We start from the raw sequence: 18,095 nt of genomic DNA, 5'->3' as shown, positions 1-18,095 counted from the left end.
GGACGTGCGGAGAGCCTCCTATGCCTCGCGGCTCCCGGCGCGCAGGGCGCACAGCAGCCGCGACGTCGCCGCGTTGAGCTGCCCGGCGCAGGTGAGCGGGCGCGCGAAGGGCACCCGGACGTCGCGGTGGCCGCCGGGGCCCTCGATGCGCAGCCGGTAGCCGAACCGGTCGAGGCCCAGCGGGCGCGCCGTCTCCCCCGCCGCCACCGGCACCGGGCTGCGCAGGACGGCGAGCACCTCGGGGTGGTCGCGGTCGAGGTGGCGCAGCACCCGCTCCTCGATGCCGGCCAGCGGGTCGGGCCGGGCGGCGGCGTAGTCGGCCGGGGACACCTCCGCGCAGCCGGGGCCCTCGCGCAGCACGACCTCGGCAAGGTCGAGGCGCAGCAGGGCGGCCGCCCCGCCGACGTCGAGCAGCGCCTCCTCCGGGCGGACCTCGGCGAAGGCGACGGCGGCCGCGCGCCGCTCGGCCTCGGGCACCGGGGTCAGCCAGCCCGACAGCCAGAGCGTGCCGCGCACCGGGTCGCGCAGCGGCACCGGCGCGCGGTCGCTGACCATGAGCAGCGCACTGACGTCGGGAGCACGGTCGAGGGCCGCGGTGACCTCGCCGTCACCGGGGACCAGCACGAGCACCTGCCCGGCGGTGGTGGTGGCGTGCGCCAGGGGCCGGCTCGGGTCGCGCCCGGCGAGGCAGAGCGCGGCCGCGGCGCGGGTGGCCACGGTGCGCGCCCGCTCGGCAGCCGCGGCGACGGACGGCGCCTGCGGACCGTTGCAGGTGGTCATGGCTCCCCCGGGTCGAGTTAGGAAAGCCTAACCACAGCGGACCGTCCGGGGAAGTGGTGACGCCGCTCAGGACAGCGGTGGCCCGCTGTTGCGCGAGATGGCCCGCCGGGGGCCGGTCGCCACGCGCCAGGCCGGGTACACGAGGAGGAGCGGCCACAGCAGCGCACCGGCGACCGGCGACAGGGCCCAGCCGTCCTCGGCCGCCCGGGAGGCGAGGCCCGCGCCGGCCACCAGCAGCACCGCGGCCCACAGCAGCAGCCACACCCGCCGCCCCCTCGACCTGCGCGGCCTCGGCGGGCCCCAGGCGGTGCCGGCGCACCAGCTCGCGGTAGAGGTCGGGCTCGGCGCCGGGACGCAGGCGTCCCCAGGACCGCCGTCCGCCCAGCCGGGACGCCAGCAGCGGCAGCCCCACGAGCAGGACGACGATCGAGACGACGGCGGCGGTCACGCCGGCGATCGTCGGGGCCGCCGGCGGTCGGCGCGACGCGCTCCCCCGATGGGGTGCCGCACCTCGCGGGCGCGGACGGGGCGGCTCAGAGCGAGCGGTCGTCCTCGTCGTAGGGCACGTCGGCCTCCTGTTCGAGGACGTCGGCCTCGTTGGCGTCGACGTCGCCGACCGACCGCACCGACCCGGCCGCGCCGGGAGCGGCGGCCAGCTGCTGCTCGAGGGCGTCGGCCTCGGGGACGCCGTCGGCGATCGGGTCGGCCTCCCCGGCCAGCTCGGGCGCGGCCGGTTCGAGGAGCGCCTCCTGCTCCGCGCGGTCGGCGTCGCTCGCGGTACCGGGATCGGTCACGGGTCCTCCTGGGGTCGTCTGGGGTGCTGCGGACGGTGCTCGGGTGAGGCGCTGCCCATCCTGCCGCCGGACCGCAGCGGGAGCAGACCGGGAGGCGGCCGACACATGACCGGCGGGTGTCGTGCGTGGCACCATCGGCCGGGTGAGCGCGGCCGACGACTGGGAGTACGCGCCGCTGCGGATCCCGCCGGGTACGTCCCGTTCCGCAGCGGCGACCATGCTGAGCCTGCAGGTGGACGTCGGCGGCTGGGAGCTCGCCCGTCTGCAGCTGCACGCCGACGGCACCCGCAAGGCGATCCTGCGGCGCCGGGCGCGGCTGTCCTACCTGCCGATGCCCGTCACCTGAGCCTCAGGGCACCAGCACGACCTTGCCGACCGTGCCGCGGTCGGCGAGTGCGGCCAGCGCCTGCGGCGCCTGCTCCAGCGGGAGCACCTGGCCGATCAGCGGGTCGATCGCTCCCTCGGTGACCAGCCGCACCAGCGCCTCGTGCGTCTGCCCGATCACGGCCGGGTCCTTCTTCTTGTACAGGCCCCAGTGCAGGCCGACGACGCTGTAGTTCTTGACCAGCGCGTGGTTGGCCGGCGCCTCGGGGATGCGGCCGCTGGTGAACCCGACGACGACCAGCCGGCCCTCGAAGGCGATGCACCTGCGGCTCTTGTCGAACACGTCGCCGCCCACCGGGTCGTAGACCACGTCGGCGCCCTCGCCGCCGGTGACCTCCTTGACGACGGGGACGAAGTCCTCGGCGGTGTAGTCGATGACGTGGTCGGCGCCGAGCTCGCGGCACACCTCCACCTTGTGCGCGCCGCCGGCGGTGGCGATGACCTTCGCGCCGGCGGCCTTGCCGAGCTGGATCGCCGCCGACCCGACGCCGCCGGCGCCGGCGTGCACCAGCAGCCACTCCCCCGCCTGCAGGTTCGCGCGGCGGTGCAGGCCGACGTGGCCGGTCTGGTAGGTGAGGTAGAGCGCGCCGGCCTTCTCGTCGCTCAGCGAGTCGGGCACCGGCCAGGCGTCGTCGGCGTTCATCAGCGCGTACTCGGCGAAGGCGCCCGGGCCGCCCGCGGGGCTGCCGATGACCCGCCGGCCGTCCTCGGTCTCCCCGCACAGCTCGACGCCGGGGGTGTAGGGCAGCGGCGGGCGCTCCTGGTACATGCCGGCGGCCATGAGGACGTCGGGGAAGTTCAGCGCCGCCGCCCGCACCTTCACCAGCAGCTGCCCCTCGGCCGGGGTGGGTGTCTCGACGTCCTCCAGCTGCAGGACCTCCGAGGGGTCGCCGAGCTCGTGTACCCGCCATGCGCGCATGCGCCCGACCCTGCCAGACGCCCGGTGACCGCCGTCACCGGCCCCGGTGGGTGCGGCCGCGCGAGACCACCTCACCTGGTCGTGCGGCGTCCTGGCTCACCTCCTCCGGTGAGCCAGGACGCGTCAACGTGAGGGAGGACGCCGTCAGAGCATCGACGGCGGGCGCAGCGCCTCCGGGACGACGGCGGTCTCGCCGGTGGCCGTCTTCGCGCTGGGCACGCCCTTGAAGCGGTAGGGCACGGTGCCGACGCCGGGCTGGATGACGTAGGCCGCGCCCGGCTCGCCGGACTCCCAGGCCATCACCATCGCGTCGGCCACCTCCGCGGCCGGGATGACCGGGAAGCCCGCGGCCTCGAACTGGTCGCGGATGCGGTCGATGATCGCGGTGTCGGCGAACCCCGGGCAGATGGCGGAGATCGTGGTGCCCTCGCGCGTCAGCCGCGGCGCCATCGACCGCACGAACGCGATCGCGCCGCTCTTGGCCACGCTGTAGCCGGGGTCGGTGGGCATCGGCGACAGGCCCGCCAGCGAGGCGGTCACCACGATCGCGCCGCCGCCGGCCCGCGCGATGGCCGGGCGGGCGGCGACCGCGCCGTAGACGACGCCGAACAGGTCGACGTCGACGACCCGCATGAACTCCTCGAGGTCGAGGGCGTCGTCGCTCTTGGCCGCGGAGATGCCGGCGTTGAGGTAGGCGGCGTCGAGCCGGCCGTGCTCGGCCTCGACCTGCGCGACGACGGCCTCGTTGGCCGCGCGGTCGGTGACGTCGAGCACGGCGAACGGGCACCCGAGCTCCTCGGCGACCGACCGGTTGCGCTCGGTGTCGAGGTCGGCGAGGACGGCGGTGACGTCCCGCTCGCGCAGCTTGGCGGCGAGGGCGCGGCCGAAGCCGCCGGTCCCTCCGGTGATCAGGGCGACGGAACCGGGGCGCAGGCGCGTGGGAGAGGTCACCCCGGCATCACACCACGAGCGCCGACGGCGCCAGCGCGGCGTCGACGGCGGCGGTGGCGTGCAGCCGCGCGGAGGGCAGGAGCGGCACCGGGGAGTCCTCCGGCCGCAGCAGCAGCTCCAGCTCGGTGCACGACAGCGCGACGGCGTCGGCGCCGCGTGCGGCCAGCCGGGCGATCACCGCGCGCAGGTCCGCGCGGGTCCCGTCGGAGAGCACCCCGCGGCACAGCTCGCCGAAGATCGCGGCGTCCACCCGCTCGACGTCGTCCTCCGGCGGCACCAGCACCGTGAGGCCGGCCGCCGCCAGGCGCTCCCGGTAGAACGGCTCGCGCACGGTGCCGGCCGTCCCGAGCAGCCCGACGACCGGTCCGGGCGCGGCCGCGGCCACCGCGTCGGCGATGTGCAGGAAGGGCACCGACAGGGCGGCCTCGATCGCCGGGGCGACCTTGTGCATGTAGTTGGTGCAGAGCACCACCAGGTCGGCGCCGGCGGACTCCAGGGTCCGGGCCTCGGCGGTGAGCAGCGCCGCGGCGTCGTCCCACCGGTCCTCCACCTGGCAGGCGCGGACCTCGCGGAAGTCGAGGCTGCGCACCAACAGCGAGGCGCTGGCCAGGCCGCCGAGCCGGTCGCGGACCAGCTCGTTGGCGACGCGGTAGTACAGCGCGGTCGACTCCCAGCTCATGCCGCCGAGCAGTCCGATCGTCCTCATGGGGCCCAGCCTCGCCGCGGCGGACCTCTCCCACCAGACCGCGGGATCGACCGGCGGACCCAAGCGCTGCTTGGATGTCGCCCGTGGACTCCCGCCGCCTGCTCGTCTTCCGGGAGGTCGCCCGCGCCGGGTCCCTGGCCGGCGCGGCCCGGGCTCTGGGGTGGACGCAGCCGGCGGTGAGCCAGCAGGTCAGGCGACTGGAGGCCGAGGCCGGGACGCCGCTGGTGGTGCGCGAGGGGCGGGGTGTCGTGCTCACCGAGGCCGGCCGGCGGCTGCTGCGCCACGCGGAGGCGATCGCCGACCGGCTGGCCGCGGCCGAGCAGGACATGGCCGCCCTGACCGGGCTGGCCACCGGGGTGGTCCGGGTCGCCGCGTTCCCGACCGCGGCGGCGGTGCTCGTCCCCCCGGCGCTGGCCGCGCTGCGCGAGCGGGCGCCGGCGCTGGAGGTCCACTTCGCCGAGCTGGAGCCACCCGAGGCGGAGGCTGCGGTGCGGGAGGGCGCCACGGACCTCGCCGTCGTCTTCCGGCACGAGGACGACGACGACGACGAGGTGCCCGGCGACCTGCTGCGCGAGCCGCTGGCCCGCCACCCGGTGCAGGCGGTCGTGCCCGACGGGTCCCCGGTGCCCGCCGCGCTGGCCGACCTGCGCGACGAGCCGTGGATCGCCGGGTGCGTCCGCTGCCGCCGGCACCTGCTGCGGTGCGCGCGCCGCGCGGGCTTCGTCCCCGACGTCCGGTTCGCCACCGACGACCACGTGGTGGTGCAGCGGCTGGTCGCACGCGGGCTCGGGGTGGCGCTGCTGCCGGCGTGGGCGTTCGCGGTCGGCGCGCAGCCGGGCGTGACCGCCGTCGAGCTGGCCGACGTCGACGGGCGGGTGGTGGAGACCCTCGTCCGGCCCGACGCGCGGCGGGTGCCCGCCGTGGCCGCGGCGCTCGAGGCCCTGCGCGCCGCCGGCTGAGGTCAGACCGCCCGGAGGAACCGGTCGAGCACCCGGACGCCGAAGCGCAGCGACTCCACCGGCACCCGCTCGTCGATGCCGTGGAACAGCGAGGCGAAGTCGAGGTCGGCGGGCAGCCGCAGCGGGGAGAAGCCGAAGCAGCGGATGCCCAGGCGCTCGAAGCTCTTGGCGTCGGTGCCGCCGCTCATGGTGAACGGCACCGGCCGCGCGCCGTCGTCCTCGCTCTTCAGGGCGGCGACCATCTGGTCGACCAGCGGGCCGTCGAACGTGGTCTCCACGGCTTGGTCGTGGACGATCCACTCCCGCTGGATCCCCTCGCCGATGAGCGAGGCGAGCTGGCGCTCGAACTCCTCGGCCTGCCCGTGCAGGAAGCGGCCGTCGACGGTGGCGCTGGCGGTGCCGGGGATGACGTTGGTCTTGTAGCCGGCGTCGAGCATGGTCGGGTTGGCGGTGTTGCGCAGCGCCGCGCCGATCATGCGGCTGATGCTGCCGAGCCGGGCGAGGGCCTCCTCGGGCTGGTCGGGGTCGATCTCGATACCGTAGGCCTCCTCGACGGCGGCGAGGAACTGCCGCATCGGCGGGGTGAGCACGGTGGGCAGTCGCGCCGAGCCGATCCGCGCGACGGCCTGGCACAGCCGGGTGACGGCGTTGTCGTCGTGGACGAACGAGCCGTGGCCGGGCTTCCCCCCGGCGGTCAGCCGCATCCACGCCAGGCCCTTCTCCGCCGTCTGCACCAGGTAGAGGCGCAGGTCGTCGCGGACGGTGATGCTGAACCCGCCGACCTCGCTGATCGCCTCGGTGCAGTCGGCGACCAGGTCGGGGTGCTCGTCGACCAGCCACCGGGCGCCGAGGGTGCCGCCGGCCTCCTCGTCGGCGAGGAAGGCGAGCACGATGTCGCGGGGCGGCCGGACGCCGGTGCGTGCCCAGTCGCGCACGAGCGACAGGACCATCGCGTCCATGTCCTTCATGTCGACGGCGCCCCGTCCCCAGACGTAGCCGTCGCGCTCCTCGCCGGAGAAGGGGTGCACGCTCCACTCGGCGGGGTCGGCCGGGACGACGTCGAGGTGGCCGTGGACCAGCAGCGGCGGCCGCGAGCGGTCGGCGCCCTCGACGCGGGCGACCAGGCTGGCCCGGCCCGGCTCGGACTCCAGGACCTGCGAGGCGATGCCGACCTCGTCGAGCTTGCCGGCCACCCACTCGGCAGCGACCCGTTCCCCGGCGCTGGTGGCGGTGTCGCCGGTGTTGGTGGTGTCGATCCGGATGAGCTCGCTCAGCAGTTCGGCGACCTCGGCCTGGGCCTGGACGGGACCTTCGCTCTCCACCCGGCGAGCGTAGGGCTCCGCGGCCCGCCGCAACCCGACGCCGGACCCTGCTCCGGAGCGGGCCGGTGGGTTGGTATCGTGGTCCCGCACTCGTCCGGGTGGCGGAATGGCAGACGCGCTAGCTTGAGGTGCTAGTGCCCTTTATCGGGCGTGGGGGTTCAAGTCCCCCCTCGGACACCGAGTTGAACCCCCACGGCCATCAGGCCGATGGGGGTTCACTTGTCTCAACTGTCGGCACGCTCGTCCGATGCCTGAGCACCAGCACCAGCACCAGCACCAGCACCAGCGAGCCTGCTCGCCGGGCGGGCGGGGCGTTGTGAAGCGCCTGCCCTGCACGTAGCGCCTCGTGCATGGCACGGTCGCGGTCATGACGTCGCCTGCCACCCCACCGAGCGCCACGCTCACCGCCCGCGCCCATGCTCAACCCGCACCGCGCCCTGAGATCGCGCAGGCTTGGACCGAGGCCCCTGTCGCCCGCACGGTGCCGCCGCTGCCGGAGGATGTCTGGACGGTCGCACCGTGACGTCCCAGCTGGGCCCGACCCTCGAGCACCGGGTGAGCCGCGCGACCCGCTACATCGAGCAGCAGCTCGACACCGCGGGCACCACCACCTGGGATGACACCCGGGAGCACCTCGCCAAGACCCTCGGCATTGCGCCGGCGCTCACCATCGACCCCGTCTTGCGGGCCGTGATCGACCTGGAGTCGACCGGCGCGCTCGCCCACGACCTCGAGACCGAGGAGTACCGGCGGGCTCGACCGACCGACCCGCGGGAGGCGCCGCTCGCCGAGGTCGCCGATGCCGTGCTCGCCCTCGGCTGGCCGACCAAGGCCGACGGTGGGCACCGGACGATCTACCAGACCTTCGTGGCGCTCGACGGCAGATACCGGCACGCCGACGTCTACCGGGCGATGCACGAGCGGCTCAAGGGACGCGAGCTCGAGCTGTACGCCATGAAGTGCTGGCGCGCCCGCGGCGAGCTGGCACTCGCCGCGACCCGGCTCGCGGATCCGGACACCACGGTCGCGCAGGCTCTCGCCGATGAGAGGAGGCTCGAGGCCCACCTCGTCGCCTCCTACATCGCGACGCTCGGCTACAGGCCGAGGCTTGAGTACCGGATCGGGAGGGACGGGGGCACGGACCTCGTCGCGGACATCTACGACGAGCATCGCCGCCTGATCGTCGAGGCGAAGGCCACCGTCGACGGACTGTTCCCGGCGATCGGGCAGGTGCACCGGTACCGGTACCTTGTGAACCTCGCCGCCGACCGGACGCTCGTCGACCGAGTAGCCGTACTGCTGCCCGGCGAACCTTCCCAGGACGACCTCTCATGCGCCGCGTCCATGTACCTGGATCTCGACGTGATCTGGCAGGACGGCGAAGACTTCGAGCACCGGGTGCTCAGGTGACCACGGCGGCACAGTCATCGTTGCCACAGGGATCCCTCGGGCGGACTGCTGACCGAGATTCCGCCGGGCGGCATCGGGCCCGACTACCGGACCGCCGAGCCGCGACACCCGACCGCGCCAGCGGGCCGCACTATGCCGCCGTCAGCGTCATCGACGACTTCGAGCTCGAGCCGCCGTTGCGAGCGCAGGCAGTGCGTTGACCTTCGTCGATGCCCGTGCACGGGTGGCCGGCTGCCCCACGACGGACTGGCCCACCACGGACGTCGGTTCCTCCGGCCCTAGCGATGGGGAAGGCAGCTGCCACGCGCACGACCTCTCGCGCAGGGCGGCGGCCCGGACCAGGTCGGCGGCGACCGGCCGGCGGAGCGGTCGTGACCGGCCGAGTCAGGCCGGAGGCGGTCTCACCGGACTGCCGAGCGGTCCGACGACGGAGTTGGCTCCGCCCTCGGTAGCCGGGGGGCGAGGAAGCGGGCGGTCTGGCTCCCCGGCGCGGTGGCCACCCGTTCCGGCGTGCCGGCGGCCACGATCCTGCCGCCCTGGTCACCGGCTCCAGGCCCGAGGTCGATGACCCAGTCGGCGTCGGCGACCACGTCCATGTCGTGTTCCACCACCACCACGGTGTTGCCCGCGTCGATGAGCTGGTGGAGCTGGCGCATCAGCAGTGCCACGTCAGCGGGGTGCAGCCCGGTGGTCGGCTCGTCGAGAACGTAGAGCGTGTGCCCCCGTCGGGCCCGTTGCAGCTCGCTGGCCAGCTTCACCCGCTGCGCCTCGCCGCCGGACAGCTCCGTCGCCGGTTGTCCGAGGCGCAGGTAGCCCAGACCGACCTCCTGCAGCACGCGCAGGCTCTTGGCCACCGGCGCGAGGTCGGCGAGGAAGTCCGTGGCCGCGTCGACGGTCAGGTCGAGCACCTCGGCGATGTTCTTGCCGCGGTGTGTGATCTCCAGCGTCTCGGGGTCGTACCGCGCACCGTGGCAGGTCGGGCAGGGCGAGTACGTCCCGGGGAGAAAGAGCAGCTCCACGGTCACGAAGCTCTCGCCCTGGCACGTCGGGCAGCGCCCCTCGGCCACGTTGAAGGAGAACCGCCCGGCGCCGTAGCCGCGCCTGCGGGCCTCCTCGGTGGCCGCGAAGAGCTTGCGCACCGCGTCGAAGAGCCCGGTGTAGGTGGCCAGGTTGGACCGGGGGGTCCGGCCGATGGCCTTCTGGTCGACGCGCACGAGACGGTCGACGGCCGCAGGCCCCTCGAGCTGCACCGTCACCCCCGCGGTGTCCTGGACGACGTCGTCCGGGTCGGCAGTCGGGTCCTCACCGGCGTCATCGGCGCCGTCCGGGGCCGTCGCGGGTGAGCCGAGCCGCCGGGAGACGACATCGGCCAGCACCTGGCTGACCAGCGTCGACTTGCCCGAGCCGGAGACGCCGGTGACCGCGGTGAAGACCCCGAGCGGGAACCCCGCCTCGACGTCGCGCAGGTTGTGCCGGTCGATGCCACCCAGGCGCAGCTGCCCCGCGGGCTGCCGTCGCGGCCGACCGATCGGCGGCTCCCGGTCGAAGAGGAAGCGCCGGGTCACCGACGTCTCGACACGGGACAGGCCGGCGACGGGCCCGCTGTAGAGGACGCGGCCGCCTTGCTCCCCTGCCAGCGGGCCGACGTCGACGATCCAGTCGGCCCGGTGGGCCAGCGCCATGTCGTGCTCGATGACGAACAACGAGTTGCCGGCCGCGGTCAGCTGGTCCAGGACCTCCAGCAGCGGTTCGGCGTCGGCCGGGTGCAGCCCCGCGGACGGCTCGTCCAGGACGTACACCACGCCGAACAGCCCCGACCGCAGCTGGGTCGCGATCCGCAGCCGTTGCAGCTCGCCCGGCGACAGGGTCGGGGTCGTACGGTCCAGGCTGAGGTAACCGAGGCCCAACACGGTGAGCACCTCGATCCGGCCGAGGAGGTCCGCCGTGATCCGCGCCGCGACGTCGGTCGCCTGCGGTGCCCGGCGGAGCGTCTCCATGAGCGCGGCCAGCGGCAGGGCGGCCAGTTCGGCGATGTTCCGGCCGCCGACGGTGACGGCCAGGGACTCGGGCCGCAGCCGGCTGCCCGAGCAGACCGGGCAGGTCGAGGTCCGCACGAACCGCAGGACGCGCTGCCGCATGGTCGGGCTCTTGGTGTTGGCCAGGGTGTGCAGCACGTAGGCCCGTGCGCCGGTGTACCGGCCCTGGTAGTCGCGCTGGACCTGACCCACCCCGCGGACGGGCCGCACGGTGACCTCCGGCTGCTCGTCGGTGAACAGGATCCAGTCGCGCTCGGCTTGCGGCAGGTCCCGCCACGGCCGGTCGATGTCGTGGCCGAGCTCGACCAGGATGTCGCGCAGGTTCTTGCCGTGCCAGGCCCCCGGCCAGGCGGCGATCGCGCCGTCCCGGATGCTGAGCGATGCATCGGGGACCAGGCTGTCCTCGGTCACCAGGTGCACCCTGCCCAGACCGGAGCACTCGGGGCAGGCGCCGGCGGCGGTGTTGGGCGAGAAGGCGTCGGAGTCCAGCCGGCCGGTCGACCCCGGCGGGTAGGTGCCGGCGCGCGAGAACAGCATCCGCAGCGAGTTGGACAGCGTCGTCACGGTGCCGACGGTGGATCGGCTGCTGGGGGTGCCCCGGCTCTGCTGCAGCGCCACCGCCGGCGGCAGCCCGGTGATCTCGTCGACGACGGGTGCGCCGACCTGGTGGATGAGCCGCCGGGCGTACGGGGCCACGGACTCGAAGTACCGGCGTTGCGCCTCCGCGTAGATCGTGCCGAAGGCCAACGAGGACTTCCCGGAACCGGAGACGCCGGTGAAGACGACCAGGGCGTCCCGCGGCACTCGGACGTCGACGTTGCGCAGGTTGTGCTCGCGGGCGCCGCGCACCCGGACGAACCGGTCCGTCGGCGAGGACGCGCGGCCCGGTTCGTCGGTCATGGCTCCAGCCTGACCCGCGCCCGGGCCGGAGGGGCACGCGGGGCACACACCCGGTCACGCCGGCGTCGCTCGGACCGTCGATGCGGGCACCGAGCGGGACGTCACCCGAGCCGGGAGGCATCCAGATGCTCAGCCTGGCCAGGAGTCCACGTCCCCCTGGGACACAGCATCGCCCCGGTGTTCCTGCAGGTCGGGAGCCCGGGCGTGTGATCCAGGGCGAGCACGGTCCCGCCGGGGATCAGCCGGCCAGGGTCAGCACGCGCTCCCCGCCCTCGGCCCGGAAGCCGGTCCGGGCCAGGTAGGCGTCCGCGGCCCGCACGTCCCGCGCGGCGAGGACCCGGCGCACCCCGCTCGCCGCGAAGGGACCGTCGGGGCGGTACACGAACTCGCCGGGCGTGAAGTCCCGGTAGCGCGGCAGCACGTAGTCCACGTCGATCCGCGCCGTCGCGGGCTCACCGGTGCGGTGTGCCAGGACGACGCCCGCCGTCTCCCCGTCCCCGTCGCCGACCGCTAGCACGAGGAACGCCAGCGGTTCCCCCTCGACCGGCGGCCACTGCACGTCGGGGTGGAAGCGCTGGATGTCCTCGCCGTGGCGCTGCAGGACGTGGCGCAGGTAGGGCTCCTCCGGACCGATCGGGACGACGTCGTACCGGCGCACGTCGTGCCGGCCGCGCTGCATCCGCCAGATGACCCCGGCGTTGATGGCCGCGATGACGACGTTCATCGCCACCATCGGCCACACCGCGATGACGGCGTTGTAGCCGACCAGGACCAGCGCCGCCAGCAGGTTGAGGACACGGAAGCGCAGGACCCGCGTCTGCAGCAGCGAGTAGACGAGCAGCGCCGACCCGGACCAGCCCACGAGGTCGATCACACCCACGCCACGAACTCCTCCGGCTCCCTCAGGACCCCGGACGGGACCGTCACGGGGAGCCCACCGACACACCGGCCGTGCGCACGAGCGCGGACGAGCCCGGCGGGAGGGCCAGGACACCCGGCTCCCGCCGCGGACCGGTCGGACCCACCGCAGGGTAGCCGCGGCGCCGACGGGTCACCTCACTCGTAGTAGAGCTTCTGCGGACCCGGGTACACCCAGGACAGCGCGTCGCGGAGCCGGTCCCGCCAGTTCTCCCAGGAGTGGCCGTCCCGGGCCTCGGTGTAGCGGACCTGCATGCCGGCGTTCTCGAACACGTGCACCATCGACCGGTTCGGGACGATGAGCTCCTCGTAGACGCCGCACGACTGGAAAACCCGGTCGGCGACGGCCCGCGGCTTGGCCCGGAACCGGTTCACGAACTTCACGACCGGGTCGAAGAGCGGCCCGCCACCGTGGTCGGTGCCGATGTCGGTGAACACGAACGACCCCGACAGGAGCACCAGCGACCCGTACGTGTCCGGCGACCGGTAGGCGGCCGACAGCGCGGCGACCCCGCCGAACGACGAGCCGAGCAGGCACCGCCCGGCCGGCTGCCCGACCAGCGGCAGCGAGGACTCCAGCTCCGGCAGCAGCTCCTGGGTGAGGAACCGCGAGTGGGCCGGCGAGTTCGCGTACTCGGTCAGCCGCTCCCCCGGGTGCGTGAAGGCGACGACGGTCTCGGCGACGTCGAGCCGGTGGATCAGGTTGTCCAGCACCGTCTTCATCGAGGCGTACTGCAGGAAGTCGCCGCCGTCGTGCACCACGAGCAGCGGATAGGACGCCGTCGGCCGGAACCGGGCGGGCAGGTACACCGAGACGTGCGCGTCCCGGCCCAGCGCCCGGCTGCGCAGCACCAGGTCCTTGAGCTCGCCCGGGCGCGCCTCGGGGTCGTGCAGCACCCAGTCGGGCGTCTCGTAGCCGGCGCCGAAGGCGAGGGACGACGAGCCGACCGGCCCGTGCGACCGCTTCTCGTTGAGCGGGTCGTTGAAGCGGTCGTGGTGGTCGCCCCGCCGGATCTCGATCTGGTACTCGACCCGCGACCCCTCCGGCAGCTCCAGCACCAGGTACCACAGGTCGGTGCCGTGCAGCCGGCGCATGGGGATCCGGTCGGGCAGCCCGACGATCCGCTGGCAGACCCACGCCTCGTCCGCCTCGCCGCGCCAGAGGAACGTGCACCGGTCCCCCTCGACCACGGGGATCTCGTGGCGGGCGAGGAACCGGTCGACCGCCTCGCCGTCGAGCGGCTTCGCCGACTTCAGCCGGTTGACGGCCAGCCGCGCGCTCGCCGACCGCACCGCCGTCATGCCGCCGTCCCCTCGGTGATCCGCCCGTCGTCCCCGACCAGCCGGGCATCCGGCGGCAGGGCGCCGCCGGGGCCGAGGTCGATCCGGACGCCGTCGTCCAGGACGACGCACGTGGCCGGCGCGAACCGGCGGGCCAGGACGGACATCCGGAGGGGGTCGTCGGTCCGCAGCCGCCGCCGCGCGTGCGGCAGCAGGACCAGTCCGGGGACGACGCCGATCCCCGCGTCGAAGACCTCGGTGAGCGACGCGCCCTGCGCCGCCCGGTCGTGGAAGAGCACCACCCGGGGGGTCAGCGCCATCGCCCCGGCCGACCACGCGACCACCCGCGGCGGCAGGTGCGGCGCCAGGTGGAACAGGTGCACGATGCGCACCAGCTCGCCGACGTGCCCGCCGGCGACGACCAGGCACTCCGCCGCCGACAGCAGGCCGCGCACCTCCTCGCGGTGCCCGGCGATGGCGCCGCGGGACTCCAGCCGCCAGGTGCCGTAGAAGTCGTCGTGCAGCTGCTGCACCCGGGCCACGTGCGACGCATCGAGCAGCCGCACCGCCGCCAGCGCGTCCTCCATCGCCCTCGCCTGGACCGTCGGGTGGCCGACGCTGCGGCCGGCCACCGCGTAGACGGCCTGCAGGGCGTGGTCCAGCCGGACGAGGTAGAGCTGCTGCAGCTCGTCGAGCACGAGCCGGTGCTCGCGCTCGGCCTCGGCGTACTCGGGGTCGGCCCGCAGCACGTCCATCCAGCGGGCGAACAACCGCAGGTTCCTCGCCTGTCCCCCGGCCAGCGCGAGGATCTCGGCGTCGTCGGACTCCCGCTCCTGCCAGCCGGCGTTGACGACGGCCACCGGCCCGGTGATCCCCAGGGAGGACAGCACCCGGTCGAGGGTCGGCCGCCGCTGCGGGCCGAGCAGGGTGATCGAGGGCGACACGGGCGTCAGCCGGCGTGGACGTGCACGGTGCGCCCGACGTCGTCGAGCATCCCGCGCAACGTGTCGAAGTCCGGGTGCCGCATGCGCACGTAGGCGTTGGCCATGTAGCCGGCGGTCTCGGGCTGGGTCGGCGTCCCCGGCGGTGGCAGGTGCGCGTCCAGCACCCACTGCCCGTGGCGCGCCTGGATCTCCTCGACGCCCGAGTAGCCGGAGATGGTGCCGTCCCGGTCGGGGCGCAGGGCCACGATGCCGGCCGAGTACTGCCGCGACGGCCGCCCCCAGACCTGCCCGTGCACGATCGAGTCGGCCCACTGCCGGTAGACGTCGAGGTCGTTGGCGGCCGAGTAGAGGTCCCAGGCGCCCACGCCGGGCGGGCGGCAGCCGATCTCGCTGAACCTCAGGCCCTTCGGCCCGAAGAACCACTCCATGTGCGTGGCGCTGGTGCCGATGCCGAGCGCCTCGTTGACCCTCCGCCCCAGGTCCCGCAGCTCCTGGTAGTCGGCCACGGCGTCGATCCGGTTCGTGGCGACGAACTGGGGCGAGATCCAGCGGGTGCGCATCGCCTCGAGCACGTTCGGGAAGTAGTGCGACACGAAGTCCAGCGCCGGGACGCCGTCGACCGACAGGGTGTCGTAGAAGCCCTCGTGCCCCTCGACGAACTCCTCGACGGCGATCGAGTCGACCTGCTGCGCGCCGAACCTGCCCAGGGCGGCCTCGAGCTCGCCGTCGCCGTCGACCCGGGTGGTGTCCAGGGCGCCCGCGCCCGTCCGCGGCTTGAGGACCAGCGGGTAGCCGGTCTCCCTCGCGAAGGACCACACCTCGGCGGCGCTGGACGCCGCGGTGGACGCCGCCGTCGGCACGCCGGCCGCGCGGAGGACCTCCTTCATCGACGGCTTGTCCCGGCACAGCCACGCTGTCCGCACCGACGTCCCCGGGATCGTGCAGTTCTCCCGCACCTGCGCGGCGGCGAGGGTGTGCGACTCGATGGTGGCCTCGAGCCGGTCGACCCAGACCCTGTCCTGGATCCACCGGACGGCGTCGGTCATCGCGCCGACGTCGGTGACGTCGGGGACCTGGTGGTAGTGCACCATCCACGACCGCAGCTCGTCGTCGAGCCACTCCTCCGGGCGGTCGCCGACGCCGTAGACGGACGCCCCCACCTCGGCGAGGGCGCGCACGAAGTGGCGTTGCGTCGACGGGAAGGCCGGATCGACGAACACCACGTTCATCCCCGGGACTCTAGAAGGCCGCTCGGCCCCCCGCAGGGTCCCGCCGCGGGCCTGCGAGCGGTGGGGGGCGGGGGGGTCCTTTCGGTAGCGTCCGCGCATGGTCGTCGCCGCCTTCGTCGCGCCGTACCTGATGGAGGCCACGACGCGGTTCGTCTCCGCCGCCGCGGAGCTGCCCGACGTCCGGCTCGGGCTGGTCACCTGCGAGCCCGTGGAGCGGGTCCCGCCGCACCTGCGCGAGCGGTTGGCCGGTCACTGGCGGGTGGAGGACGCGCTCGACCCGCGGCAGCTGCAGTGGGCGGTGACCGGCCTCGCCGGCCAGGTGGGCCGGGTGGAGCGGCTCGTCGGGGCGCTGGAGCAGCTGCAGGTACCGCTGGCGCAGGTGCGGGAGGCCCTCGGCATCCCGGGCATGGACGTGCGGACCGCGGTCAACGTGCGCGACAAGTCGCAGATGAAGGAGACGCTGCGGGCGGCCGGCGTCCCGTGCGCCCGGCACGCGCTCGTGCGCTCCCCCGCCGAGGCCGTGGCCTTCGCCGACGAGGTCGGGTTCCCGCTGGTCGCCAAGCCGCCGGCCGGGGCCGGCGCGCAGTCGACGTTCCGTCTCGACGACGGCGACGTGCTCCGCCGCTGGCTGGCCGCCGTGCCGCTGGGCCCGCACGACCCCGCGCTGCTCGAGGAGTTCCTCACCGGCGAGGAGCACACCTTCGACAGCGTCACCCTCGGCGGCTCGACCGTGTGGTCGTCGATCGCCGACTACCGGCCGCCGCCGCTGGAGGTCCTGCGCAACCCGTGGATCCAGTGGACGGTGCTGCTGCCCCGGGACGTCTCCGGTCCCCGCTACGAGGGCATCCACCGCTGGGGGCCCGCGGCGTTGAAGGCGCTGGGCGTCACCGACGCCCTCACGCACATGGAGTGGTTCGCCCAGCCCGACGGTTCCGTCGCCGTCTCGGAGGTGGCCGCGCGGCCGCCCGGGGCGCAGCTGAGCTCGATGCACGGCTACGCGCACGACTTCGACCTGTACCGGGCGTGGACCGAGCTGGTCGTCCACGGCCGCTTCGCGGTGCCCGAGCGCCGGTACGCGGCCGGGACGGCGTACCTGCGCGGCATGGGGCACGGGCGGGTGCGCGCGGTGCACGGCCTCGACGCGGTCCAGCAGCAGGTCGGCCACCTCGTCGTCGAGGCGCGCATCCCGCAGCCGGGGCAGCCGGCCGCCACGGACTACCTGGGCGAGGGGTACGCGATGGTGCGCGACCCCGACACCGCCGTGGTCGAGGACGCGCTGCACCGCATCGTCAGCGGGGTGCGCGTGGAACTGGCCGAAGGCTGACACGACCTGGAGGTCCTGTGGACGTCGTCATGCTCTCCCCCGGCTACCCGGCGGAGATGGCCTACTTCACCCGGGCGCTGGCCGGGGTCGGCGCCCGGGTCATCGGGGTGGGTGACCAGCCGCCGGACGCCCTGCCCGAGGCCGCCCGCTCGTCGCTGGCCCACTACGAGCACGTGGACCTCGCCGACGAGGGTGCGGTGCTCGGTGCGCTGCGCGGGCTGTCGCAGCACGTCTCGATCGACCAGGTGGAGTGCCTCTGGGAGCCGTACATGCTCCTGGCGGCGCGCATCCGGGAGACCTTCGGGCTGCCCGGCATGACGGTGGAGCAGACGGTGCCCTTCCGTGACAAGGAGCGGATGAAGCGCGTCCTCGACGCCGCCGGCATCCGGACGCCGTGGCACGTCAGCGCGCGCACCGTCGCCGAGGTGTGGGCGGCCGCGGAGAAGGTGGGTTACCCGCTGATCGTCAAGCCGATCGCCGGCGCCGGCTCGGCGGACACCTACCGGGTGGACTCGCCGCGGGAGCTGAGCGAGGTCCTCCCCCTGCTGCGGCACGTGCCCGAGGTCAGCGTCGAGGAGTTCGTCGACGGCGAGGAGTTCACCTTCGACACCATCTGCGCCGACGGCCGGATCCTGTTCGAGCACGTCCTCTGGTATCGCCCGCGGCCGCTGCAGATGCGGATGCACGAGTGGGTCAGCCCGGTGTCGATCTCGCTGCGCGACCTGTCCGTGCCGCACCTCGCCGGCGGACGGCGGATGGGCGAGGCCGTGCTCGCGGCGCTCGGCTTCCGCTCCGGGTTCACGCACATGGAGTGGTACCTCAAGCACGACGGCGAGGCCGTGTTCGGGGAGATCGGGGCGCGCCCGCCAGGTGCCCGCGTGGTCGACGTCATGAACTACGCCACCGACGGCGACACCTACGTCGGCTGGGCGCAGGCCGTCGTCCACGGGTCGATGCAGCCGCTCGAGCGCCGCTACAACGCCGGCGCCGTCTTCAAGCGGGCCCGCGGCTCCGGGCGGATCACCCACTCCGAGGGGCTCGACGCGCTGATGAGCCGGTACGGCGAGCACGTGGCGCTCGTCGACCTGCTACCGGTGGGGGCGCCGCGCCGCGACTGGCGCTCGACGGTCACCGGCGACGGCATGGTCGTCGTCCGGCACCCGGAGCTGCAGCAGGTGATCGAGATGACCGAGGCGTTCGCCCGCGACTTCCAGATGTTCGCCGGCTGAGTCCGGTCA

Annotated in this window: 17 protein-coding genes and 1 tRNA gene; 6 read left to right on the top strand and 12 right to left on the bottom strand. The window is 74.3% G+C overall.

What is annotated here, in order from left to right:
* Positions 1 to 18: 18 nt before the first annotated feature.
* The 3 genes from CHC04_RS10000 to CHC04_RS09990 all read right to left on the bottom strand — a co-directional run bounded on the left by CHC04_RS10000 (position 19) and on the right by CHC04_RS09990 (position 1,574).
* A complete protein-coding gene (locus CHC04_RS10000) occupies positions 19 to 780 on the bottom strand; it encodes a DUF2470 domain-containing protein (RefSeq protein ID WP_089403751.1) in 762 nt (253 codons plus the stop codon).
* 66 nt (positions 781 to 846) lie between these two features.
* Positions 847 to 1,044, bottom strand: coding sequence for a hypothetical protein (locus CHC04_RS09995; protein ID WP_089403750.1), 198 nt, complete (start codon positions 1,042 to 1,044; stop codon positions 847 to 849).
* A 269-nt stretch (positions 1,045 to 1,313) separates the two neighbouring features.
* The gene (locus tag CHC04_RS09990; protein ID WP_089403749.1) at positions 1,314 to 1,574 is read right to left on the bottom strand and encodes a hypothetical protein; all 261 of its coding nucleotides are present in this window, start codon (positions 1,572 to 1,574) and stop codon (positions 1,314 to 1,316) included.
* Between the two features lie 142 nt (positions 1,575 to 1,716).
* On the opposite strand from CHC04_RS09990, the gene CHC04_RS09985 reads away from it, so the two are divergent.
* The gene (locus CHC04_RS09985) at positions 1,717 to 1,920 is read left to right on the top strand and encodes a DUF5703 family protein (RefSeq protein ID WP_089404027.1); all 204 of its coding nucleotides are present in this window, start codon (positions 1,717 to 1,719) and stop codon (positions 1,918 to 1,920) included.
* Positions 1,921 to 1,923: 3 nt separating this feature from the next.
* Here CHC04_RS09985 and CHC04_RS09980 read toward each other — a convergent pair whose 3' ends face one another.
* From CHC04_RS09980 to CHC04_RS09970, 3 genes are all read right to left on the bottom strand, one after another.
* Positions 1,924 to 2,877, bottom strand: coding sequence for an NADPH:quinone oxidoreductase family protein (locus CHC04_RS09980; protein ID WP_089403748.1), 954 nt, complete (start codon positions 2,875 to 2,877; stop codon positions 1,924 to 1,926).
* 144 nt (positions 2,878 to 3,021) lie between these two features.
* Entirely contained in the window at positions 3,022 to 3,828 is an 807-nt protein-coding gene (locus tag CHC04_RS09975) for an SDR family oxidoreductase (RefSeq protein ID WP_089403747.1), read from the bottom strand.
* 7 nt (positions 3,829 to 3,835) lie between these two features.
* Positions 3,836 to 4,534 carry an aspartate/glutamate racemase family protein gene (locus tag CHC04_RS09970; protein WP_089403746.1) on the bottom strand — a complete coding sequence of 233 codons (699 nt, stop codon included), beginning with the start codon at positions 4,532 to 4,534 and terminating at the stop codon, positions 3,836 to 3,838.
* A gap of 83 nt (positions 4,535 to 4,617) precedes the next feature.
* Here CHC04_RS09970 and CHC04_RS09965 point away from each other — a divergent pair, with 83 nt between their 5' ends.
* Positions 4,618 to 5,493 (top strand): LysR family transcriptional regulator, encoded by an 876-nt coding sequence (locus tag CHC04_RS09965; protein WP_089404026.1) that lies wholly within the window; start codon positions 4,618 to 4,620, stop codon positions 5,491 to 5,493.
* A 2-nt stretch (positions 5,494 to 5,495) separates the two neighbouring features.
* Here the strand turns inward: CHC04_RS09965 and CHC04_RS09960 are convergent, their stop codons facing one another.
* Complete coding sequence (locus tag CHC04_RS09960) at positions 5,496 to 6,815, bottom strand: M20/M25/M40 family metallo-hydrolase (protein WP_217897282.1); 1,320 nt, start codon at positions 6,813 to 6,815, stop codon at positions 5,496 to 5,498.
* A gap of 92 nt (positions 6,816 to 6,907) precedes the next feature.
* Here CHC04_RS09960 and CHC04_RS09955 point away from each other — a divergent pair.
* Together CHC04_RS09955 and CHC04_RS09950 are read left to right on the top strand one after the other, a co-directional pair.
* Positions 6,908 to 6,992 (top strand) — tRNA-Leu (locus tag CHC04_RS09955).
* Between the two features lie 342 nt (positions 6,993 to 7,334).
* Positions 7,335 to 8,225 carry a hypothetical protein gene (locus CHC04_RS09950; RefSeq protein WP_089403744.1) on the top strand — a complete coding sequence of 297 codons (891 nt, stop codon included), beginning with the start codon at positions 7,335 to 7,337 and terminating at the stop codon, positions 8,223 to 8,225.
* A gap of 401 nt (positions 8,226 to 8,626) precedes the next feature.
* Here CHC04_RS09950 and CHC04_RS09945 read toward each other — a convergent pair whose 3' ends face one another.
* From CHC04_RS09945 to CHC04_RS09925, 5 genes are all read right to left on the bottom strand, one after another.
* Positions 8,627 to 11,161: an excinuclease ABC subunit UvrA gene (locus CHC04_RS09945; protein ID WP_089403743.1), complete on the bottom strand. Its 2,535-nt coding sequence runs from the start codon at positions 11,159 to 11,161 to the stop codon at positions 8,627 to 8,629.
* A gap of 238 nt (positions 11,162 to 11,399) precedes the next feature.
* Positions 11,400 to 12,041, bottom strand: coding sequence for a hypothetical protein (locus tag CHC04_RS09940; protein ID WP_089403742.1), 642 nt, complete (start codon positions 12,039 to 12,041; stop codon positions 11,400 to 11,402).
* Positions 12,042 to 12,217: 176 nt separating this feature from the next.
* Positions 12,218 to 13,381 (bottom strand): alpha/beta hydrolase-fold protein, encoded by a 1,164-nt coding sequence (locus CHC04_RS09935; protein WP_089403741.1) that lies wholly within the window; start codon positions 13,379 to 13,381, stop codon positions 12,218 to 12,220.
* Positions 13,378 to 14,304, bottom strand: coding sequence for a hypothetical protein (locus CHC04_RS09930; protein ID WP_089403740.1), 927 nt, complete (start codon positions 14,302 to 14,304; stop codon positions 13,378 to 13,380). Before CHC04_RS09930 ends, CHC04_RS09935 begins: the two co-directional genes overlap by 4 nt.
* Positions 14,305 to 14,309: 5 nt before the next feature.
* Positions 14,310 to 15,533, bottom strand: a complete 1,224-nt coding sequence (locus tag CHC04_RS09925) for an ATP-grasp domain-containing protein (protein ID WP_089403739.1) — start codon at positions 15,531 to 15,533, stop codon at positions 14,310 to 14,312.
* Between the two features lie 97 nt (positions 15,534 to 15,630).
* Between CHC04_RS09925 and CHC04_RS09920 the strand changes: the two genes are divergently transcribed.
* Positions 15,631 to 16,857: a hypothetical protein gene (locus CHC04_RS09920; RefSeq protein WP_089403738.1), complete on the top strand. Its 1,227-nt coding sequence runs from the start codon at positions 15,631 to 15,633 to the stop codon at positions 16,855 to 16,857.
* 17 nt (positions 16,858 to 16,874) lie between these two features.
* Positions 16,875 to 18,086, top strand: coding sequence for an ATP-grasp domain-containing protein (locus CHC04_RS09915; RefSeq protein ID WP_217897281.1), 1,212 nt, complete (start codon positions 16,875 to 16,877; stop codon positions 18,084 to 18,086).
* Positions 18,087 to 18,095 lie beyond the last annotated feature (9 nt).

It is taken from the genome of Geodermatophilus saharensis, from assembly GCF_900188205.1.
In the GTDB taxonomy this organism is placed as follows: domain Bacteria; phylum Actinomycetota; class Actinomycetes; order Mycobacteriales; family Geodermatophilaceae; genus Geodermatophilus; species Geodermatophilus saharensis.
The sequence above is the reverse complement of the archived record's forward strand: the minus strand, read 5'-3'. Positions and strand labels throughout refer to the sequence as shown.